This window comes from Streptomyces sp. NPDC005004, assembly GCF_053600675.1.
Genome location: NZ_JBSGAH010000008.1, coordinates 174,907 through 194,045, shown reverse-complemented (window position 1 = coordinate 194,045; position 19,139 = coordinate 174,907). Strand labels below are relative to the sequence as shown.

Sequence of the window (19,139 nt, the reverse complement as noted above, 5' to 3'; positions counted from 1 at the left end):
GTCTTGCCGACCCTCGGTCTTCCCGACTCTCGATGGGAGCGCTTCCATGCCCGACTCCTCCCCCACCGCCTCTCCGGTCACCTCCCCCGCCGCCTCTCCGGTCACCTTCCCGCCCGGCTTCCTCTGGGGCGCCGCGACCTCCGCGTACCAGATCGAGGGGGCGGTGCGCGAGGGCGGCCGTACGCCGTCGATCTGGGACACCTTCAGCCATACGCCCGGCAAGACGGCGGGCGGGGAGACCGGTGACACCGCCGTCGACCACTACCACCGCTTCCGCGAGGACGTGGCCCTCATGGCGGACCTGGGCCTGGGCGCCTACCGGTTCTCCGTCTCCTGGCCGCGCGTGCAGCCGACCGGGCGCGGCCCGGCCGTCCAGATCGGCCTGGACTTCTACCGCCGCCTGGTCGACGAGCTGCTGGAGAAGGGCATCCAGCCCGCCGTCACCCTCTACCACTGGGACCTGCCCCAGGAGCTGGAGGACGCGGGCGGCTGGCCCGAGCGCGACACCGCCCACCGCTTCGCGGAGTACGCGCAGTTGGTGGGCGAGGCGCTCGGTGACCGCGTGGAGAACTGGATCACCCTCAACGAGCCCTGGTGCAGCGCCTTCCTCGGCTACGGCTCCGGCGTCCACGCCCCCGGCCGCACCGATCCGGTGGCCACCCTGAAGGCGGCCCACCATCTCAACCTCGCGCACGGGCTCGGCGCATCGGCGCTGCGCGCGGCGATGCCGGCCCGCAACAAGGTCGCGATCAGCCTCAACTCGGCGGTCGTACGCCCGCTGTCGCAGAGCCCGGCCGACCTCGAAGCGGCCCGTCGCATCGACGACCTCGCCAACGGCGTCTTCCACGGCCCGCTGCTGCGCGGCGCCTACCCGGACTCGCTCCTGAAGGCGACCTCCCGGCTGACCGACTGGTCCTTCGTGCTCGACGGCGACCTGCGCACCGCCAACGCCCCGCTGGACGCGCTCGGCCTCAACTACTACAGCCCCGCCCTCGTCTCGGCCGCGGAGGGTGAGCTGAAGGGCCCGCGCGCCGACGGCCACGGCGCGAGCGAGCACTCCCCCTGGCCCGCCGCCGACGACGTCCTCTTCCACCAGACCCCCGGCGAGCGCACCGAGATGGGCTGGACGGTCGACCCGAGCGGCCTGTACGACCTGCTCATGCGCTACACCCGCGAGGCGCCGGGACTGCCGCTCTACATCACCGAGAACGGCGCGGCCTACGACGACAAGCCCGACGCGGACGGCCGGGTGCACGACCCCGAGCGCGTCGCCTATCTGCACGGCCACCTCTCCGCCGTGCGCCGCGCCCTCGCCGACGGCGCCGACGTGCGCGGGTACTACCTGTGGTCCCTGATGGACAACTTCGAGTGGTCCTACGGCTACGAGAAGCGGTTCGGCGCGGTCTACGTGGACTACGCGACGCTGGAGCGCACGCCGAAGTCGAGCGCGCGCTGGTACGCGGAGGTGGCGCGGACGGGCGCGCTGCCGGCGGTGGAGTCGGCGGGCTGAGCCCGGGCGGTTCCGCGGGTTGCGTGAGTTGCGCGGTTTGCGCGGGGCCGTACGGCTGTACGGCGAAGGCCCGGCGGTGTGTGTCACCGCCGGGCCCCCGGGTCATCGGTCGCCGTCAGCCGCCGATCCGTTTCCGCCGATCGGCGCTCCTCTGATCAGTCCCCCCTGATCAGCAGGTCAGTTGTAGGCCGCGAACGCCTTGGAGAAGGCGAACTTGTCCTGGTTGACGGAGCTGCAGGTGGCGTCGGCGGTGGGCTTGGTGCCGCCGTCGCACTGCTTGTCGCGGGTGCCCGACCACATGGACAGCGCGCCCAGGCCCTTGGACTTGGCGAAGTTCACGAGCTGCGTGGCGTCCTCGACCTTGAAGATCTCGGAGGCGACGTCGTTGACGCCGATCATCGGGGTGACCGCGACGGTCTTCCAGGCGTCCGCCTCGGAAAGGCCGAGGACGCCCTTGATCTGCGCCTGGGTGGCGGTGGCGGCCTGCTCGGCCAGGTCGCCCATGTCACCGCTGAACGCCGGGCCGTAGTCCATCGCCATGATGTTGACGGCGTCGACGCGCACGCCGTTGGACTTGGCGTCGGAGAGCAGGTTGACGCCGTCCTGGGTCAGGCCCTGGGGCATCACCGGGAGGGTGAAGGAGACGTTGAGGTCGGGGTGGGCGGCCTGGAGCTTGGCGATGGCCTGGGCGCGGCGGGTGTTGGCCGCGGTGTTGGGCAGCGTGGCGCCCTCGATGTCGAAGTCGACCTTGGTGAGCTTGAAGGCGTCCACGGCCTTGCCGTAGGCGGCCGCCAGCGCGTCGGCGGAGGAGCAGGTGGTGGCCAGCTCGGTGCCGGTGGCACCGCCGAAGGAGACGCGGACGTCGCCGCCCTTGGCGCGCAGGGCGCCGATCTGCGAGGCCACGCCGTCGGCGGTCAGGTCGGAGACGCCGCCGAACTTGGGGGTGCAGCCGCCGCCGTCGGTGACGAAGGCGAGGTTGAAGTTCTTCACGCCCGTGGCGTCGGCGGTGCCGACCAGGTCGAAGGCCGGGTAGAGCGAGGTGTCCACGTACGGCGCGAAGCCGGCGGTCTTGGTGGTGCCGCTGCCCGCGCTCTTGGTGGGGGCGGGGGTGTCGCTCTTGGTGGGCTCGGGCTGGGGCGCGGACTGGCTGGGCTGGGGCGAGGGGGCCTCGGTGGGGCGGCCGCTCGGCTCGGGAGTGGCAGTGGAGTCGGCGGAACACGAGGTGCCGTCGATCTGGCAGCCGGTGGGGTCGCCGCTGCCGTTGACCACGAAGCCGACGGTGAGGGACTTGCCGGGGGCGATGCCCTCGTCCCACTTGGCGGCCTTCACGGTGACGTGCTGTCCGCTGACGCTGGAGTCGGCGTTCCACAGGGAGCTGAGCCTGGCGCCCTGGGGGAGGTCGAACTCCAGGGTCCAGGACTTCTCGGTCTGGCCGGTGTCGTTGGAGATGACGTACTGGCCGCTGTAGCCGGAGGACCAGTCGCTGTTCTTGGTGTAGACGGCGCCGACACCGGCCGCGTGGGCGATTCCGGTCACGAAGAAGGCGCCGCCACCGGCGACGGCCGCGGCGACGATGCCGCCTATCGCCTTGTTCCTGCCGCTGATCCTGCGCCGGTGCGTGCTGCTCATGCGCGTGCCTGTCTTTCGTAGCGGGGTGGGGGGTGGTGAGGCAGCACGCTACCGATGCGGAATCGGGCAATCGGCTTGATAGGGACGGGCGTTCGAGACCTTAGGGTGCGCTTAAGGAAGAGATCGGGAGCGGTTAAAGGTCGAGACCAATACGCCGGATTCGCGGTCTCGCGGCCACCTCGGCGGCTCGTCCGTCAGCGCAGCGCGGGTGCGCGCCTGCGCCGCCGCTCGGTGCCCCGGTGGCCGCGGCGGTCCGGCTTGCGGCCGTCGAGCTGGAGCCAGATGCGCACCTCCGTGCCGCCGAGCACGGAGGAGCCGATGCGCACGTCGCCGCCGGTGGACTCCGCCAGCCTGCGGACTATGTCGAGTCCGAGTCCCGTGGAGCCCGCCGTGCCGGAGCCCTGGCCCCGCGCCATGGCGGTCTCCGGGTCGGCTATGCCGGTGCCCGCGTCGGAGACGAGCACGATCACCGCGTCGTCGGCGTTGTGCACGTCCACCGCGAAAGCCGTTCCCTCCGTGGTGTGCCGGAAAACATTGCCGAGCAGGGCGTCGAGGGCTGCGGCGAGGTCGGCGCGGGCGACGGGGACGCGGACCGGACGCTCGGCGCCCGCGACCCGCCACTTGCGGCCCTCGTCCTCGGCCAGGGCGGACCAGAACTCCATCCGCTCGCGCACCACTTCGGCCGCGTCGCAGCCCGCGCCCGGTCCTGCGGCGGCCGTCTGCGGCTTGGCCTCGCGGGCGGTGCGGATGATGGTGTCCACCTCGCCCTCCAGTTGGGCGACGGCGGCCCGGGTCTGGTCGGCTGCGGCCCCGGCGCCGAGCGAGGCGGCGTTCAGCCGGAGGACGGTCAGCGGGGTGCGCAGCCGGTGCGAGAGGTCGGCGGCCAGTTCGCGCTCGTTGGCGAGGAGCTGGACGACCTGGTCGGCCATGGAGTTGAACGCGACGGCGGCGAGCCGGAGTTCGGTCGGACCGTACTCGGGCACCCGGGCCCCCAGGTGCCCCTCGCCCAGTTCGCGCGCTCCCTCCACGAGCCGTCGCGCGGGGCGCACCATGCGCACCCCGAGCCGGTCGGCGACCGCGACGGACCCGGCGATCAGCGCGACGCCGACGGCGGCCAGCACCGCCCAGGCCGTGCCGACGCCGTTGCTCATCTCGGCCTCCGGCACCCACACCTCGACCACCGCGATGGCCCCGGAGCCGAGCGCGACGGGCTGGAGCAGCGCGGAGCCGCCGGGCACCTCGGCGGTGGAGGCGCGGCCCATCCGGCGCACGGCCTCGATGTCACGGGCGGCGGCCCGGCCGTGGCCCAGGTCGGTGGCGGCGCGGCCGTCCTCGGCGGGCAGGTGCACGGCCATGCCGGACTCGACCCCGGCGGCGGCCACCACCCGCTCCAGTTTGTCCCGGTCGGTGGTGATGGACAGCGCGGGGGCGACGGCGGCCGCCTCGCGTTCGGCGTTGGAGAACGCGCGGTCGCGGGCCATCTCCTGGACGACCAGACCGAGCGGTACGGCGAAGGCGACCACGACCATCGTGGTGACCGCGAGGCACACCTTGACCAGGGCCCATCTCATCGCGGCGACTCCCCCGCGAGCGGCGGCTCCAGCTTCACGCCGACCCCGCGCAGGGTGTGGAGATAGCGCGGCCGGGCCGCGGTCTCACCCAACTTGCGTCTGAGCCAGGACAGATGGACGTCGATGGTCTGGTCGTCGCCGTACGACTGCTGCCAGACCTCGGCGAGCAGCTCCTTGCGCGGGACGACCACGCCGGGGCGCCCCGCGAGGAAGGCGAGCAGGTCGAACTCCCGGCGCGTCAGGTCGAGTCGGCTGCCGTCCAGCTCGGCCTGGCGGCGCAGCGGGTCGACGGTCAGACCGCCGACCCGGATCACGGCCGGGGGCGGCGCCTCCCCGCCGCCGGAGCGGGCGCGGCGCAGCACGGCGGCGATACGGGCGGAGAGGTGCTCGACGGAGAAGGGCTTGGTCAGATAGTCGTCCGCACCGGCGTTGAGCAGCCGGACGATCTCCGTCTCGTCGTCCCGCGCGGTGGCGATGATCACCGGTACGTCGGTGATGCCGCGCAGCATCTTCAGCGCCTCGGAGCCGTCCAGGTCCGGCAGTCCGAGGTCGAGTATGACCACGTCGAACCGGAAGTGGGCGACCTCGCGCAGCGCTTCCAGCGCCGTGCCCACGCTGCGCACGGTGTGGGCGGCGTCGGTGAGATGCCTGATGAGCGCCGAGCGGACGAACTGATCGTCCTCGACCACGAGCACACTTGCCATGCGCCGCACCGTACGCCATGCGGACGAGCCGGGTCGTGGCCTGTGGACAACTCCCTGTGGACAACTGGGGCCCCGTGCGCGGCGGGTGGCGGCTGAGGCAGTATGGCCCCGATGCGCAGAGGACTCGTACACGTACTGGCGTGGCTGCTCGCCACGGGAGCGGCGGTTGCCCTCTCCTGGTGGGGCGTGCACACGGTCATGGCGGGCACGGCGTACGACCCGCCGCGCGCCGTCCCGATCACGGCCGCCGAGGCCGCCGCCGCCCATGCCCCACCGTCGCCGCTCGCCACGAGCCGCCGGTCCCCGACGACCGGCGGCGCCCCCCGCGCGGCGACCCCCACCCCGTCGCACCCTCCGGCCCGTACGGCCACCCCCTCCTCCAGGCCGGCCCCCTCGTCCCCCACGCCCTCGGTTCCCGCCCCGGCAGGCGACGTCAAGCCCTACGACACCCCCGGCGGCCGCGCGGTCTTCGACGTGGGCCCGACCAGCGCCACCCTCGTCTCCGCGACCCCGGGCACCGGCTGGTCCATGCAGGTGTGGAAGACGGAGACCTGGATCCGGGTCGAGTTCAGCCGCAGCACGGACCGCGTGACGGTCTTCTGCGACTGGCACGACGGCCCGCCGCACGTGGACGTGCAGACGTACTAGTCCCCTTGGCCGCCGTGCCGGTCGCCGTCGGCCGGTTGGCGAGAATGGCGCCATGACGGAGACCAAGCCCTGGACGTACGACGGCACCGAACTGTCCTGGCTCAAGGACCGGCTCGGCCGCCCGGACCCCGGTCCCGGGCACGTGGTGTCCGAGCTGGTACCGAGCGGCTACGAGGCGTACGTGCGGATCTTCCACCGCTTCGAGGCCACGGACGGATCGGGCCGCGTCCGCACCTGGCGCGCCTGGGCCGAGGAGGCGGCGGTCCCCTTCCGCCCCGAACTGTCCCACCACTGGCTGCGGAAAGCAGCCGACGGTCCGGAACGCCCGCTCTGGCTGGCCGAGGACGGCGCGCTCGACAGCGGCAGCCGACGGGCGCTCGCCCGTCTGCTCGCCCAGGTCTCCGGTGACCAGCCGGTCCACTTCGCCTACGATCTCGCGGCTCTGCTCCGGGGGGGAGGACCAACCCCTCGTCCGCAGCGCGTCCTTGGCGGAGCTGGAGAGCGTACGGGAGGCGGTCGTGGACCTGGTGGGGGACGGCGGCCCGGAGTTCTGGTGGCCGAGCGACCGCGGTTGGGTGGTCACCACCGACCACGACCTGCTGTCGACCTACGTCGGCTGCTCGGCGGAGACGGCCCGGCTGCTTCTGGCCGAGCCCGCGCTCGAAACCCTGCCGGTCACTCCGTGGACCCGCGTCGACTGGGACACCGTGCCGCCACGAACCCCGTGACCCCACGAGTCGGCGCCCGGCGTCACCTGGAGCGGAACACTCCCGACGGCGGAGCCGGTGACGCCACCGCAGCGCTGTCCGTCACCGGGGCCGCGCCGCCGGTGAAGTCCAGGAGGGCGCGGCCGTGTTCGACGCGGCCGGGGTGGGGGTCGGAGGCGGCTCGGCGGGTCAACTCCGCCGTGGGGAGCGGGGTGTCGGCGGCGACGAGGATCGCGTTGCCGAAGCGCTTGCCGCGCAGGACCGCCGCGTCGACGATCAGGGCGAGTTCCGCAAAGCGGGCGGCGGCGGTGGCTATCTGGCCGCGGAGGTGGGTGAGCGGCGGGCCGTCGGCGAGGTTGGCGACGTAGAGGCCGGAGGGGCTCAGGGCGCGGCGGACCTCGTCCAGGAACTCGGTGGAGGTGAGGTGGGCCGGGGTGCGGGCGCCGCTGAAGACGTCCGCGACGATCAAATCGGCCCAGCCGTCCGGCACCTTGGCCAGGCCCTCGCGGGCGTCGGCCGAGCGCACCCGTATCCGGGAGCTGGGGTCGAGCGGCAGTTCCCGGCGGACCAACTGCACGAGCGCCGCGTCACGCTCCACGACCTGCTGGGTGGCGCGGGGCCGGGTCGCGGCGACGTAGCGGGCCAGGGTGAGGGCGCCGCCACCGAGGTGGACGGCGCGCAGCGGCCTGCCGGGCGGCGCGGCGAGGTCGATGACATGGCCGATGCGGCGCTGGTACTCGAAGGTGAGGTGCGCCGGGTCGTCGAGGTCCACGTGCGACTGGGGCGCGCCGTCGACCAGCAGGGTCCAGGCGCGGGAGCGGTCCGGGTCCGGGATCAGCTCGGCGAGCCCACCGTCGACCGCCTCCACGACAGCCTCGGCGGCCGCCCCGCGCCGATTGTTCCTGGACCTGCCCATCGCCCCATTCTCGCAGGTGGCACGGGGGCCCGCCGGACGGGGCCGGGGGCAGGCGCGGCAGCGGCCCCGGCGGCGTGGACGCGGATGCGGCCAGGGCGGCGGATCGGCAGCCGGGCGGCGACCTCGGGTCGGCTCTCGGTGGCGACGGAGGGGGATGCCGAGCGGCGTCGGGGGCAGAACGGCAGCGGGCGTCCCGGCCGGCCTGTCGGCAGAGCGGCACCGGGTCGGCAAGCCCCGGCCCGACTCGGCCGCGGCGGACGGCACGACCGCGACCGCCCTCGGCGGTAGCGCGTAGGAGCGGCACGACGCCTGCGCTCAGCCCCATGCCGTGGCGGCGGAGAACGGCCCCCGCCCCTCTTCGCGAGCTCGGCGGCAGCGCCCCGTCATCGGCAGCTGTCCGCCGCCTCGATCAGCCTGGCCGCCTCCCCCAGGGCCCGCCGCAGTACCGCCGGGTCGGTGGCGGGGTCGCCGTCGTCGGGGGGCAGGAGCCAGTCGGAGCCGGCGAGTGGGGGCTCGGGGGTCAGGCGCAGGCCGCGGCCCTCGGTGCGCACGCAGGTGCTGCCCGGCAGGTCCCAGCCCGCCGCCGTACCGGCCGGGACCAGGAAGCCGAGGGTGTCCCGGCCGTCGTCGTGCAGGACCGGGCCGACCGTCGCGAGCGCGCCCCGGCGCAGGATGTCCACGGCCTCCAGGCCCTGCCGGGTCGGCACCGTCACCAGGTCGCACCCCGCGTCGCCCGGCGCCCGTGACCATGTCGGCGCCGTACAAGGTTCGTTGTTCTGGCTGGTCTCCATGCCGGCCTCCCCACGCTGCCCCGTTGCGGTCCATGGGGTACAACGCGCGATGCCGTCAACGGCTACGGCGCAAGTGTGCCGCAAAGGATGGCAGTTCATGGCAGATCGTGGATGAGATATCCGTTTTGTAGCCAAACACTGCGTGTCGGGCCGGACACAGCCGGTACGTTCGTGCCCGCCGGAACCAGGGTGTCACCCGGGCAGCTCTGCCCGAATTCGCCCCGGACCCGGCACGGTTCGACGGTTCGTACGAGAGGACCGCCATGGCGTCGTCAACCGAGACCTCGGCGCAGCCCGACCGGCCGCCCCGGCCCAACACCGCCTTCCGGCAGTTGCGCGGCCGCCGTTCCCCCGCGGAGTTCGCCGCGCTGGTACGGCGCGCGGCCCGCGAGATCGGGGAGCGGGTGAGCTGTGACGCGCGCTATGTCGGCAGGGTCGAGGCGGGTGAGATCCGCTGTCCCAACTACGCGTACGAGCGGGTGTTCCTGCACATGTTCCCCGGCCGCACCCTGACCGATCTCGGCTTCGCGCCGCGCTCGGCCGTCCGCGGGCGGGCGGCCCGGCCGGCCGGTCCCGCCAGGGAGCGGCCGGGTCCGGCGCCGGCCACCCGGGAGCTGCCACGGGGCCACCCGTACGACCGGCCGCGCCTGTACGACCCGCACCCGCACGACCCGTACCGCCCGGACGAGCCGGACGAGAACGACCCACTGAACCACGAGGAGAGCGACGTGCTGCGTCGCGCATTCATGACCGGCGGAGGCGCCACGATGGCCGCCGCCGCCCTGGGCCCCCTGGGGCTCGCCACGGACGCCTCGGCGTCCGGGACACCGCGCCGCCCCGGCACGACGGAGGCCGCCGCCGTCGAGGAGGCCGTCCGCCGCATCCGGGTGCTCGACGACCAGCACGGCGCCGACGGGCTGTACCGGCACGCCGCCCAGCCGCTGCGCCTGGCCTACGAACTGCTCGACGCCGGCGCCGCCCGGCAGTCCACCGCCGACCGGCTGCACTCGGGCGCCGGTGAACTGGCCATCTCGGTCGGCTGGCTGGCCCACGACTCGGGCCGCTTCGACGACGCCCGCTCGCACTACGCGGAGGCGCTGGCCACCGCCCGGATGACCGGCGACGCGGCTCTGGAGGCGCACGCCTTCTGCAACACGGCGTTCCTCGCGCGGGACGCGGGCCGCCCCCGGGAGGCGGTGCGGGCGGCGCAGGCGGCGCAGCGTGCGGCGCGCCCGCTGGGCTCACCCCGGCTGATGTCGCTGCTCGCGCTGCGCGAGGCGGGCGGCTGGGCCGGGCTCGCGGACCGCGCGGGGTGCCGTCAGGCGATGGCGCGGGCGCAGGCGCTGTTCGCTCGGGGCGAGTCGGACACCGACCCGGAGTGGATGAGCTTCTACGGACGGGCCGAGCTGGAGGGGCTGGAGGCGCAGTGCTGGTCGACGCTGGGCGACTGGTGGCGCGCGGCCCGGCACGCGCGGCGCGCGGCGGACCTCCAGGATCCGCACTTCACCCGGAACATCGCGCTCTACACCGCGGAACTCGCCGACGACCTGGCCCGTGACGGCCGCCCCGACGAGGCCGCCTCCGCCGGACTGCGGGTCCTGGAACTGCTCACCCAGGTGCAGTCCTCGCGCATCCAGACGATGCTCGCGGGCACCGCGCGCGTGCTGCTGCCGCACCGGCGCGCGTCCGGCGTGTCGGAGTTCCTGGAACGCCACGCCTCGGTGCCCCGGCCCCGGCAGTCCTGAGCGCACGGGCACGCGCGCGTACGGCCGCCTGCCGCGAAGTACGCCGTCCCGCGCGCGGGAGCCCGTCAGCCCACCAGGTGACCCACGTCGTTCCAGTTCTCGATCGCCGGTTCGCCGTAGGCCCAGCCGAGCACCGACAGCGAGGTCGGGTTGAGCCGGATGCGGGCGGCGAAGTCCAGGGGCAGGCCGAGCCAGCGGGCGCCGATGGAGCGCAGTATGTGGCCGTGGGCGAAGACCAGGACGTCGCGGTCGGCGGAGCGGGCCCACTCGACGACCTCGTCCGCGCGCGCGGTGACGTCCTCGACGCTCTCCCCGCCGGGCACCCCGTCGCGCCAGATCAGCCAGCCGGGCCGCTCGGCGTGGATCTCCGCCGGGGTCAGGCCCTCGTAGTCGCCGTAGTCCCACTCCATGAGCGTGTCCCAGGTGGTCGCGCGCTCGCCGAAACCGGCCAGTTCGCAGGTCTCTCGCGCGCGCACGAGCGGGCTGGTGCGCACCTCCGCGTTCGGGAGCCCGTCCAGCGGGGTGCGGTGCAGCCGCTCGCCGAGGAGCTTGGCGCCGCGCCGTCCCTCCTCCAGGAGGGGGATGTCCGTCCTGCCGGTGTGCTTGCCGGACAGCGACCAGGCCGTCTGTCCGTGCCGGGCCAGCAGGATGCGCGGTGCCATGAGAGACCTTTCCGGGAGAGGAATGCCAGATGGCCGCCGGGGTAACGACAGCCCAGGTCCCTCCATCATCGCGCACCGGCGGGGCGGGCAACCCGGCGGGCGGCGACGGCGTCTTCCAGGGCTGAAGCGTCCCCGCGGGGCGGAGAGCGGCACGTAAAGTGTCACGGCGCCCGACGGGGGCGTACGCGCGGGGGCACCGGAGGGGGAGGGCGATCGGATGCCGCAGACCGAGACACCGGGCACCGAGGCGGCGCCGCGACCCCGGTTGCGCTGGTGGACCGAACTGCCGCTGATCCTGCTGGTCTACGGCTGCTACTCGGCCGGCCGGCTCCTCGCGCGCGGGGACGTTTCCTCGGCCGTGGACCACGGTCTGGCGATCCTGCGGATCGAGCAGATCCTGCACCTGGACGCCGAGCACCCGCTCAACCGTCTGTTCACCCGCGAGCCCTGGCTCGGCGTGCCCGCCGACTTCTGGTACGCCTCGCTGCACTACCTGGTCACGCCCGCGATACTGGTCTGGCTGTTCCGCTCGCACGCGGTGCGCTACCGGGCGGCGCGCACCTGGCTGATGACGTCCACGTTCATCGGTCTGATCGGCTTCACGCTGCTGCCGACCTGCCCGCCGCGCCTGCTGCATCCGGGCCACGGCTTCACCGACACCATGGCGTACTACAGCTCGTACGGCTGGTGGGGCGGCGAGGCGAGCGCCCCGCGCGGCATGGGCGGCATGACGAACCAGTACGCGGCGATGCCGAGCCTGCACGTCGGCTGGGCGCTGTTCTGCGGCGTGATGCTGTGGCGCTACGGCCGCGGCCCCCTGGCGAAGGCGGGCGCGGTGGTCTATCCGCTGTTCACCGCGCTCGTGGTCATGGGCACCGCCAACCACTATCTGCTGGACGCGGTGGCGGGCGCGGCGGTGATGGGCGCCGGGCTGCTGCTCGCGCCGTACGTGCTGCGCGCGGCCGACGCGGTGAAGGCGCGGCTGAGCCTCGCCGGGGCCGCTCCGGCCGGTGTTCTCTCCCCCGTTGTCAGTGGCGGATGCCAGACTTCCACGGGTGAGCGAATTCCACGGCAGCGCGAGTCTCGGGTCGATCCCCCGGCAGGACCGGACGCCTCCCCCAGCGGAGCGGGCGACGGCACTCCGGCACCGGCTCGCTGAGCTGCGCGGCCCCGAGGTTCCGGCCAAGCCCCTGGACGCCCGCGCCCTCGCGGCGCTCGCGTCCAACCCGGGCTGCAGCCGCCGCGCGATCCTGGACGGCGCCGGGGTGGACAAGGCGCGCCTGGCGACCGGTCTCGGCTCCCCTTCGGACTACGGCCAGTCCCAGTTCGCCCTGATCCGGGGCAACGTTTTCGAGGCCCGCGTGAAGGCGGACCGCGGCGCCGAGCTGCTGCGTCTCGCGCACGCGTGCTTCGACCCCGCCACCGAGCCCGCGGCGTCCGCCGCCGTGCCCGACCTGACCGCGGACGGACCCAAGGGGCGTACGGCGCGTACGGAACTGGCGCTGCGCGAGGCCGCGGAGGCGGGCGGCTGGACCCTCCTGGACCACCCGATGCTCACCCTGGAGGTGGCGGGGGCGCCCGTGTTCCTGGAGCCGGACGCGGTGGTGGTGCACCCGGACGGTGTGTGGACGGTCGTGGAGATCAAGTCGTTCCCGATGCTGGACGGTTCGGCCGATCCGTCGAAGGTGGGCGCGGCCGCCCGCCAGTCGGCGGTGTACGTACTGGCCCTCGAGGAGGTCGCGGCCCGGCTGGACCCGGCGCCCCGGGTACGGCACGAGGTGCTGCTGGTGTGCCCGAAGGACTTCTCCAACCTGCCCACCGCGCGCGCGGTGGACGTGCGCCGTCAGCGCGCGGTGACGGCACGGCAGTTGACCCGGCTCACCCGGATCGAGGAGATCGCCGACGCGCTGCCGGAGGGCACCTGTTTCGCCCCGGACCGCACGTCCGAGGAGCTGACGGCGGCCGTCGACGCGGTTCCGGCGACGTACGCGCCGGAGTGTCTGTCCTCCTGCGAGCTGGCCTTCCACTGCCGGGAGCGCTCGCGCGCGTCCGGTGCGGTGACCCGGCTCGGCCGCCCCCTGCGGGCCGAACTCGGCGGTCTGCGCACGGTGGAGGAGGTCCTCTCGGCGGCGCGCGGCGAGAGCGGCGACCCGGACGACCCGGCGGTGGCCGCGCTGCGCCGGGCCGCCGCCCTGCGCGCGGAGGCGCTCGCGCACGCGGCGGCGGCGCGGGAGGTGTCCCTGTGTCCCTGATCGCGACCCTCGCCCGGCTGGAGGCCGTCGGCACCGGTGTGGCCCAGCCGCTCACGACGGTCCGGCACCGTCATCTCTCCGACCGCCCGCTGGTGTTCGTGCCGCTGACCACCTCCGGTGAGGCGGGCGCCCCGCTCGGCGCGCTGGTCGGCACCGACCGGGACGCGCCGAGGCTGCTGGTCGTGCCCCAGCCGCGCGACCGCGACCTGCGCTTCGCGTTCCTCGCCGAACTGGCCGACATCGCGCTGCCGTACATCGACTCCCACGCCGAGGCGGTGGAGGCGGCCGAGCGCACCGAGACCGACCCGGAGACCGGCAAGCGGGTCAAGGTCGAGGTCGACCTGTGCGCGGACGCGGCGCAGCTCGTCGTGCCGAGCCGGGCGGGCGTGGAGTACGTGCGCCTGCTCGGCCGCTCGACGCGTTTCCGTCGCACCGCCGAGCAGGAGCCGGAGGCGCCCAACCCGGCGCCGCCCCGGGTGCCGCTGCTCGGCCGCTGGCTGACCCACTACGGCGAGCGGGCCCGGGTGCCCGGCTCCTCGCTGCTGCTCGCGCTCACCGAGGTGCTGTCCCGGCACTGGGCGACCGGGCAGAGCAGCCTGGAGGACCAGCATCTGGGCGCCCTGCTCGCCTGGATCGCGCCGCCCGCGGACGGCTCGGGCGCCGAGGCCGCCTTCCGCGCGGAGCGCGAGCGGGACGGTCAGGGGCAGCTCACCTGCCCGCCCGCCGGTCCGGCCACCGACCCGGCGTTCGACAACAAGCTCCTCGCCCCGGCCATCGAGGCGTACGACCGGGCGCGGACCGCCCTGGCCGCCGCCGAGGACCCGGTGGAGGCGGAGGACCGTACGGCCGCCGTCACCGAGGCCGAGCGGCGGATCCGCGAGCTGGTGGAGCGGGTCACCCGGCCCACCTGGGACGCGGTGTGGGACGGCCTCGACCTGCTGCGGGCGCTGCCCGAGGGGGCGCACGTCGAGGAGCGGTGGACGCGGGACCGCTGGTCGTTCACCGGTCACCGGGACCGGGTACTGGCGGGTGAGCCCCCGCAGCCGCGCCGGGACGACGCGGTGACGGCGGCGAACAAGCTGGCCACGCGCGAGCGCGAGCAGTCCCGCCTGGAGGCGCAGGAGGCGTTGGACGACCCCCTGGTGATGGCGGGGCGGCGGCTGGCCGGGGAGGCGTTCGCGGGCGAGGTCGTCGACGTGGTCATGGCGTACAGCGAGGGCAAGCGGCCGAGTCCGCGCCCGCTGGTGACCGTGCGCACCGAGGACCGGCCGTATCTGGCGGAGCGCGCGAAGGCGTACCGCTCGCTGAACGGCAAGCCGCAGTCCGCCGAGTTCGTGGGGTACGAGGGCGACCCCGAGGAGGGGCTGCTCGTGCTGCGGATCATGGACAAGATGGGCCGGGGCAAGGAGCCCGAGGCGGGTTCGGTGCCGGAGAAGGGCGACCGGCTCTGCTTCACGCTCTTCGAGCACGAGCAGCGGGGCGGGGCGAAGCTCCCCGACCAGGAGGACACCCCGTGGACCCACGGCGGCCCCCCGGGCGAGGCCGTGACCGAGGCGCCGGACGCCATGACCGAGGAGGACGTGCTGTGACCACGGTGGACTTCGATCCGGGGACCGCCGCCGGGCGCGCCACGGACGCGATCCTCCACGACACCCTGCACGGCACCGAGCGGGGCGTGGTGGTGGACTCCCCGCCCGGCGCGGGCAAGTCGACCCTCGTGGTCCGCGCGGCGCTCGAACTCGCGGACGCGGGGCGCCCGCTGATGGTGGTGGCGCAGACCAACGCGCAGGTGGACGACCTCGTGCTGCGGCTCGCGGAGAAGAACCCCGACCTGCCGGTGGGCCGCCTGCACAGCAGCGACGCCGACGCCTACGACCGTTCCCTCGACGCCCTGCCGAACGTGCGCGCCTCCGCGAAGGCGGCCGACCTCGCCGGGCTCCCGGTGGTGCTGTCCACGGCCGCGAAGTGGGCGCACGTGACGGTGGACGAGCCGTGGCGGCACGCGATCGTGGACGAGGCGTACCAGATGCGCTCGGACTCGCTGCTGGCCGTGGCCGGGCTCTTCGAGCGGGCGCTGTTCGTGGGCGACCCGGGGCAGCTCGACCCGTTCTCGATCGTGGGCGGCGAGCAGTGGGCGGGGCTGTCGTACGACCCGTCCGCGTCGGCCGTGAGCACGCTCCTCGCGCACAACCCCCGGCTGCCGCAGCACCGGCTGCCGGTGTCCTGGCGGCTGCCCGCCTCGGCGGCTCCGCTGGTCTCGGCGGCGTTCTACCCGTACACCCCGTTCCGCAGCGGCACGGGCCACGGTGACCGCCGTCTGTCCTTCGCCGTGCCCTCGGACGGCTCGGGTCCCGACCGGGTGATCGACGAGGCGGCGGAGTCCGGCTGGGGTCTGCTGGAGCTGCCGCCCCGCCACACCCCGCGCACGGACCCGGAGGCGGTGCGGGCGGTAGCCCTGGTGGTACGCCGCCTGCTGGACCGGGGCGGCGCGGCTCTCTCGGAACGCTCCCCGGACCCGACCCCCCTGACCGCCGCCCGCGTCGCCGTCGGCACCGCCCACCGCGACCAGGCGGCGGCGATCCGCACGGCCCTGTCCGACCTGGGCGTAGCGGGCGTCACGGTCGACACGGCCAACCGCCTCCAGGGCCGCGAGTACGACGTCACGGTCGTCCTGCACCCCCTCTCCGGCCGCCCCGACGCCACCGCCTTCCACCTGGAGACCGGCCGCCTCTGCGTCCTGGCTTCCCGCCACCGCCACGCGTGCGTGGTCGTCTGCCGGGCGGGCGTCGACACCCTCCTGGACGACTACCCCTCCACGGAGCCGGTCCAGCTCGGCACGCTGGTGAAGTTTCCTGACGGCTGGGAGGCGAATCATGCGGTGCTGGCGCATCTGGGGGAACACCGGGTGACCTGGAAACCATGAGGGTGCGTCCCCGCGGCGCCCGCTCTCTGCGGTGCCCGCCTGGTCCGGCGATCGGTGTGCCGCCGCCCCTCCCGCCGGAGGGAGTCCGGCACGCCGCCGGAGGCGGCCGATGGACACAGCCCCGACGGCTGGGAGGCGAACCACGCGGTCCTGGCGCACCTGGCCGAGCACCGGGTGAGCTGGAAGCCATGAGCGGGCGCGGCACCGGGTAGGCATGGGCCAGTGCGTCCCGTCGCGTCCGCGCGGGACAATGGACGGTGGCCCACCCCGAGGCGGGCCGGAAACGCAGAGGAGGAGATGTGGACATGGCGGAGCCCACGCCGCGTCGGAACGAACCGCGGCTACGCCCCGCGCCCCTGCTCTTCGAGCCCGCCGAGGCGTCCGCCGACCCGGAGCACTTCTTCGACCTGGAGTCGATCGAGGACCCGAGGACGCTGCTGACCCGGGCGACGGAGCTGACCCAGGCGTTTCGCGCGGCGGCCGACCGCGCGATGGAGTTCCAGGCCATCGCGGCGGCCCAGCTCGCCGACCCGCGCCGGTTCGACCGGCTGACCTCGGCGGACCTCGCCGAGCGCGCGGAGTGGACCGAGGACTATGCCCGGAGAATGGTGGAGTTCGGGCGGGACCTGATGCGTGGCGCCGAGACGGAGGGCCGTACGCCCGTCGACCCGCGCTGACGCCGCTGACGTCACCCGTGTCCGACCCGTCTGGCATATGCCGAGCGGGCAAGATACCCCCTCCCGCACCCCCCTGTCCCTATTTTCCGCAACCCAGGGGAAGCGGGTGCTCACCGGCGGTAGACCTGTCGGTATGAGCAGCGCACCGAACGTCACCGCAGCCACCGCCGACGGCGCCGCCTGGCTCGCCTCCGCCGGTACGTATCCGCGCAGCACGCTCGCCCTGTGGGAGGAGCGGCCGGGCGCCCCGGTGGTCCTGCCCTGCGGGAGCGTCTTCGACGTGGTGAGCGCCCCGGCGATCTTCGGACGGCGGATGCTGGACCGGCTGTGGGGCGAGGGCCCGGGTTCGGGTCCGGTCGCGGTGCACCGGGGCCGGATGCTGCTGTTCGCCGCGCCGGGCACGGCCCAGCGGCTGCCCTCCCTGCTGACCTGGGAGGAGTGGGGTCCGCGCACCCACGCCGTACCGCCCCTGCTGTGCCACGGCACCGGGGACGCGGTGACCGTCCCGGCGCTGCACGGCGAGGACCCCGCGGGCCCGGCGGGGTCGCGCTGGCTGGTCGCGCCGGACACCCGGCAGCCGTGGCTGCCCGGTCCCGAGGTGGTGCTCTGGGCGGCGGTCCGGGCGGCCCGCGCGGCGGTGCGGATATCGATTTTTCCTCCCGCCGACCAGGATGCTAAGGTCTACGACGTCAGCAGGCGCCGCTAGCTCAGTTGGTTAGAGCAGCTGACTCTTAATCAGCGGGTCCGGGGTTCGAGTCCCTGGCGGCGCACAGACAACGATCAGGCCCCTCGCGCGAGCGGGGGGCCTGATCGCGTTCCGGCATACCTTGCACGAACCCGCCCCTCACCCTGTCACGCCCGGCGTGATGGACACCGTCCACGCCCCGGACGCCGTCCGCTCCTCCACCTCCACCTTCACGCCGTCCCCCGGCACGGTGAAGCTCTCCCCCGCCGCGAGCGGGGCGTCGGCGAGCGGCGGGTAGACGGAGTTCTCCCAGCAGGCGGCGCTGTGCGGGTGGGTGTCGATCACCCGGACCGGCCCGTCACCGGACTCGGTGCGGGCGCGGACGCGGTAGACGAGGACGCCCTCCCGGCAGCCGGATTCGTCGTTCCCGGCGGAGGCGCGCGCCTCGAAGGCCAGCGCGCTGTCCGCCCCGGTGCGCACGACCGCGAGCTTCGTGCCGCGCCCGAGCCCGAAGGCCGGAACCCCGGCCGCACCCGGCACCGACACCCCGGGTCCGGCCTCCAGAGGCTCCAGCGTGAGCCGGGTGGGACCTGTGCCCCGTACGCACGCCACCTGGCGAGGGCCGAGCCAGCCCAGCCGCCACTTGTGCCAGGCGAACAGGTCGGGCGAGAGACCGAACTGGCTGCCCATAAGGTCCCAGTCACCCACGTGGGTGTCCCAGTCGCCCTTGCCGTCCCGGGGGCGGTGGTAGAGGTCGGGCAGGTCGAAGACGTGACCGGTCTCGTGGGCCAGGACCAGACGGTCCGGCGGATGCTGCTCGAAGACGGTGACGACCCGGCGCACGTCCTTGCCGTCCAACCGGACGGGCGTCTCCAGGTTGACGACCTTCGTCGCGTCGGAGTCCACGCCGGGCGCGTCCGGGTCGGCGACGAGGTAGACGACGTCGTAGCGGGAGAAGTCCACCGCCTTGTCGGCGACGGTGAACGCGTCGCGCAGATAGGCGGACCGGTCGGCGGCGGCCCAGTCGCGCTTCATGGCGTACGAGGTGGAGGGGTGTGGCATCCGCAACCAGCGGTTCACGGGGTGCGGGCGCAGGGTGAAGCGGCCGTAGGAGGCCCGGGAGTAGAAGTCGCCGGTCTCCGGGAAGTGGTCGGCCGTCAGCTGCGCCGGCGTGGTGCGCGGGACGGCGTCCGGGAAGGACAGGAAGACCAGCACGGCGTCGCGGGTGCCGAGGGGGCGGACGTAGGCGGGGTTCCAGGTGTCCGCGCCCTCCGAGTGGTGGGCGGTGGTGCGGTGCAGGGCGCAGGGGGCCGCGGAGAAGGGTTCGGCGGCGGAGGGACCGCCGAGGATCGAGGTCGCGGCGAGCGCCGACATCGTGGTGGCCACGGCGGCGGCACTGCGCAGCATGGGCACGGACAGACCTCCGGACGCGGTTCAGGGGACACCGGATCCAGCCTGTGGCGGTTTGTCAGAAGATGCCCTGTTTATCTGAACCGGAAGGGTGAGTGCGCCCGTTCGTGCGCCGGTGTGCACCGGCGGACGACACCCCGAATCACTCACGCAACGTCACAACCGGTCGGAGCCCTGAAGAACCCGTCCAGGTGCGAGCAGAAACGATCTGTCGGAACGTGGGGTCCGCCGGGGACACTGGAGACCGGCTGGAAGGCCCCGGTACCAGCCTCTATGATCGGCACACTTTCCGGCACGGACAACGACGGA

At 74.1% G+C, this 19,139-nt stretch carries 17 protein-coding genes and 1 tRNA gene; 11 read left to right on the top strand and 7 right to left on the bottom strand.

The features are described 5' to 3' along the window. Positions 1–46: 46 nt before the first annotated feature. The gene (locus ACWEEU_RS13875) at positions 47–1,510 is read left to right on the top strand and encodes a GH1 family beta-glucosidase (protein WP_385741441.1); all 1,464 of its coding nucleotides are present in this window, start codon (positions 47–49) and stop codon (positions 1,508–1,510) included. A gap of 177 nt (positions 1,511–1,687) precedes the next feature. On the opposite strand, the gene ACWEEU_RS13870 is transcribed toward ACWEEU_RS13875, so the two are convergent. The 3 genes from ACWEEU_RS13870 to ACWEEU_RS13860 all read right to left on the bottom strand — a co-directional run bounded on the left by ACWEEU_RS13870 (position 1,688) and on the right by ACWEEU_RS13860 (position 5,414). Continuing rightward, positions 1,688–3,139, bottom strand: coding sequence for a cellulose binding domain-containing protein (locus ACWEEU_RS13870; protein ID WP_451731881.1), 1,452 nt, complete (start codon positions 3,137–3,139; stop codon positions 1,688–1,690). Positions 3,140–3,333: 194 nt separating this feature from the next. After that, the gene (locus ACWEEU_RS13865) at positions 3,334–4,710 is read right to left on the bottom strand and encodes a sensor histidine kinase (RefSeq protein ID WP_385741435.1); all 1,377 of its coding nucleotides are present in this window, start codon (positions 4,708–4,710) and stop codon (positions 3,334–3,336) included. After that, positions 4,707–5,414 (bottom strand): response regulator transcription factor, encoded by a 708-nt coding sequence (locus ACWEEU_RS13860; RefSeq protein ID WP_199585753.1) that lies wholly within the window; start codon positions 5,412–5,414, stop codon positions 4,707–4,709. Before ACWEEU_RS13860 ends, ACWEEU_RS13865 begins: the two co-directional genes overlap by 4 nt. 111 nt (positions 5,415–5,525) lie before the next feature. Here ACWEEU_RS13860 and ACWEEU_RS13855 point away from each other — a divergent pair, with 111 nt between their 5' ends. Then, complete coding sequence (locus ACWEEU_RS13855) at positions 5,526–6,062, top strand: hypothetical protein (RefSeq protein WP_451731876.1); 537 nt, start codon at positions 5,526–5,528, stop codon at positions 6,060–6,062. Between the two features lie 485 nt (positions 6,063–6,547). Continuing rightward, positions 6,548–6,790 (top strand): hypothetical protein, encoded by a 243-nt coding sequence (locus ACWEEU_RS13850; RefSeq protein WP_451731873.1) that lies wholly within the window; start codon positions 6,548–6,550, stop codon positions 6,788–6,790. A gap of 22 nt (positions 6,791–6,812) precedes the next feature. Here ACWEEU_RS13850 and ACWEEU_RS13845 read toward each other — a convergent pair whose 3' ends face one another. Both ACWEEU_RS13845 and ACWEEU_RS13840 read right to left on the bottom strand, forming a co-directional pair. Beyond that, positions 6,813–7,685, bottom strand: a complete 873-nt coding sequence (locus ACWEEU_RS13845; RefSeq protein ID WP_451731870.1) for a spermidine synthase — start codon at positions 7,683–7,685, stop codon at positions 6,813–6,815. 383 nt (positions 7,686–8,068) lie between these two features. Continuing rightward, positions 8,069–8,476: a hypothetical protein gene (locus tag ACWEEU_RS13840; protein ID WP_451731868.1), complete on the bottom strand. Its 408-nt coding sequence runs from the start codon at positions 8,474–8,476 to the stop codon at positions 8,069–8,071. Positions 8,477–8,739: 263 nt separating this feature from the next. Between ACWEEU_RS13840 and ACWEEU_RS13835 the strand changes: the two genes are divergently transcribed. Then, complete coding sequence (locus ACWEEU_RS13835; RefSeq protein ID WP_451731865.1) at positions 8,740–10,221, top strand: hypothetical protein; 1,482 nt, start codon at positions 8,740–8,742, stop codon at positions 10,219–10,221. A gap of 65 nt (positions 10,222–10,286) precedes the next feature. On the opposite strand, the gene ACWEEU_RS13830 is transcribed toward ACWEEU_RS13835, so the two are convergent. Beyond that, positions 10,287–10,883: a histidine phosphatase family protein gene (locus tag ACWEEU_RS13830; protein ID WP_451731862.1), complete on the bottom strand. Its 597-nt coding sequence runs from the start codon at positions 10,881–10,883 to the stop codon at positions 10,287–10,289. Between the two features lie 217 nt (positions 10,884–11,100). Here ACWEEU_RS13830 and ACWEEU_RS13825 point away from each other — a divergent pair, with 217 nt between their 5' ends. The 7 genes from ACWEEU_RS13825 (at position 11,101) to ACWEEU_RS13795 (ending at position 17,505) form a co-directional block, all read left to right on the top strand. Beyond that, entirely contained in the window at positions 11,101–12,042 is a 942-nt protein-coding gene (locus ACWEEU_RS13825; RefSeq protein WP_451731859.1) for a phosphatase PAP2 family protein, read from the top strand. Then, positions 11,975–13,135, top strand: a complete 1,161-nt coding sequence (locus tag ACWEEU_RS13820) for a hypothetical protein (RefSeq protein ID WP_451732118.1) — start codon at positions 11,975–11,977, stop codon at positions 13,133–13,135. Before ACWEEU_RS13825 ends, ACWEEU_RS13820 begins: the two co-directional genes overlap by 68 nt. Continuing rightward, entirely contained in the window at positions 13,126–14,724 is a 1,599-nt protein-coding gene (locus ACWEEU_RS13815; RefSeq protein WP_451731856.1) for a hypothetical protein, read from the top strand. Before ACWEEU_RS13820 ends, ACWEEU_RS13815 begins: the two co-directional genes overlap by 10 nt. Then, on the top strand, positions 14,721–16,058 hold the full coding sequence (locus ACWEEU_RS13810; protein ID WP_451731853.1) for an AAA domain-containing protein: 1,338 nt from the start codon (positions 14,721–14,723) through the stop codon (positions 16,056–16,058). The genes ACWEEU_RS13815 and ACWEEU_RS13810 overlap by 4 nt, the downstream gene beginning before the upstream one ends. A 305-nt stretch (positions 16,059–16,363) precedes the next feature. Continuing rightward, on the top strand, positions 16,364–16,735 hold the full coding sequence (locus ACWEEU_RS13805; RefSeq protein WP_385741405.1) for a hypothetical protein: 372 nt from the start codon (positions 16,364–16,366) through the stop codon (positions 16,733–16,735). Between the two features lie 133 nt (positions 16,736–16,868). After that, positions 16,869–17,441, top strand: coding sequence for a bifunctional DNA primase/polymerase (locus ACWEEU_RS13800; protein WP_385741402.1), 573 nt, complete (start codon positions 16,869–16,871; stop codon positions 17,439–17,441). Continuing rightward, positions 17,432–17,505, top strand: a tRNA-Lys gene (locus tag ACWEEU_RS13795). Before ACWEEU_RS13800 ends, ACWEEU_RS13795 begins: the two co-directional genes overlap by 10 nt. Positions 17,506–17,579: 74 nt before the next feature. Here ACWEEU_RS13795 and ACWEEU_RS13790 read toward each other — a convergent pair. Further along, positions 17,580–18,827 carry a M6 family metalloprotease domain-containing protein gene (locus ACWEEU_RS13790; protein ID WP_451731850.1) on the bottom strand — a complete coding sequence of 416 codons (1,248 nt, stop codon included), beginning with the start codon at positions 18,825–18,827 and terminating at the stop codon, positions 17,580–17,582. Positions 18,828–19,139: the final 312 nt, after the last annotated feature.

Excerpts from the sequence above, each read along its gene's own strand:
- ACWEEU_RS13830 (WP_451731862.1), bottom strand. The coding sequence starts at position 10,883 with ATGGCACCGCGCATCCTGCTGGCCCGGCACGGACAGACGGCCTGGTCG.
- ACWEEU_RS13800 (WP_385741402.1), top strand. The coding sequence starts at position 16,869 with ATGAGCAGCGCACCGAACGTCACCGCAGCCACCGCCGACGGCGCCGCC.
- ACWEEU_RS13790 (WP_451731850.1), bottom strand. The coding sequence starts at position 18,827 with ATGCTGCGCAGTGCCGCCGCCGTGGCCACCACGATGTCGGCGCTCGCC.
- ACWEEU_RS13875 (WP_385741441.1), top strand. The coding sequence starts at position 47 with ATGCCCGACTCCTCCCCCACCGCCTCTCCGGTCACCTCCCCCGCCGCC.
- ACWEEU_RS13855 (WP_451731876.1), top strand. The coding sequence starts at position 5,526 with ATGCGCAGAGGACTCGTACACGTACTGGCGTGGCTGCTCGCCACGGGA.
- ACWEEU_RS13805 (WP_385741405.1), top strand. The coding sequence starts at position 16,364 with ATGGCGGAGCCCACGCCGCGTCGGAACGAACCGCGGCTACGCCCCGCG.
- ACWEEU_RS13825 (WP_451731859.1), top strand. The coding sequence starts at position 11,101 with ATGCCGCAGACCGAGACACCGGGCACCGAGGCGGCGCCGCGACCCCGG.
- ACWEEU_RS13860 (WP_199585753.1), bottom strand. The coding sequence starts at position 5,414 with ATGGCAAGTGTGCTCGTGGTCGAGGACGATCAGTTCGTCCGCTCGGCG.
- ACWEEU_RS13840 (WP_451731868.1), bottom strand. The coding sequence starts at position 8,476 with ATGGAGACCAGCCAGAACAACGAACCTTGTACGGCGCCGACATGGTCA.
- ACWEEU_RS13870 (WP_451731881.1), bottom strand. The coding sequence starts at position 3,139 with ATGAGCAGCACGCACCGGCGCAGGATCAGCGGCAGGAACAAGGCGATA.
- ACWEEU_RS13845 (WP_451731870.1), bottom strand. The coding sequence starts at position 7,685 with ATGGGCAGGTCCAGGAACAATCGGCGCGGGGCGGCCGCCGAGGCTGTC.
- ACWEEU_RS13835 (WP_451731865.1), top strand. The coding sequence starts at position 8,740 with ATGGCGTCGTCAACCGAGACCTCGGCGCAGCCCGACCGGCCGCCCCGG.
- ACWEEU_RS13865 (WP_385741435.1), bottom strand. The coding sequence starts at position 4,710 with ATGAGATGGGCCCTGGTCAAGGTGTGCCTCGCGGTCACCACGATGGTC.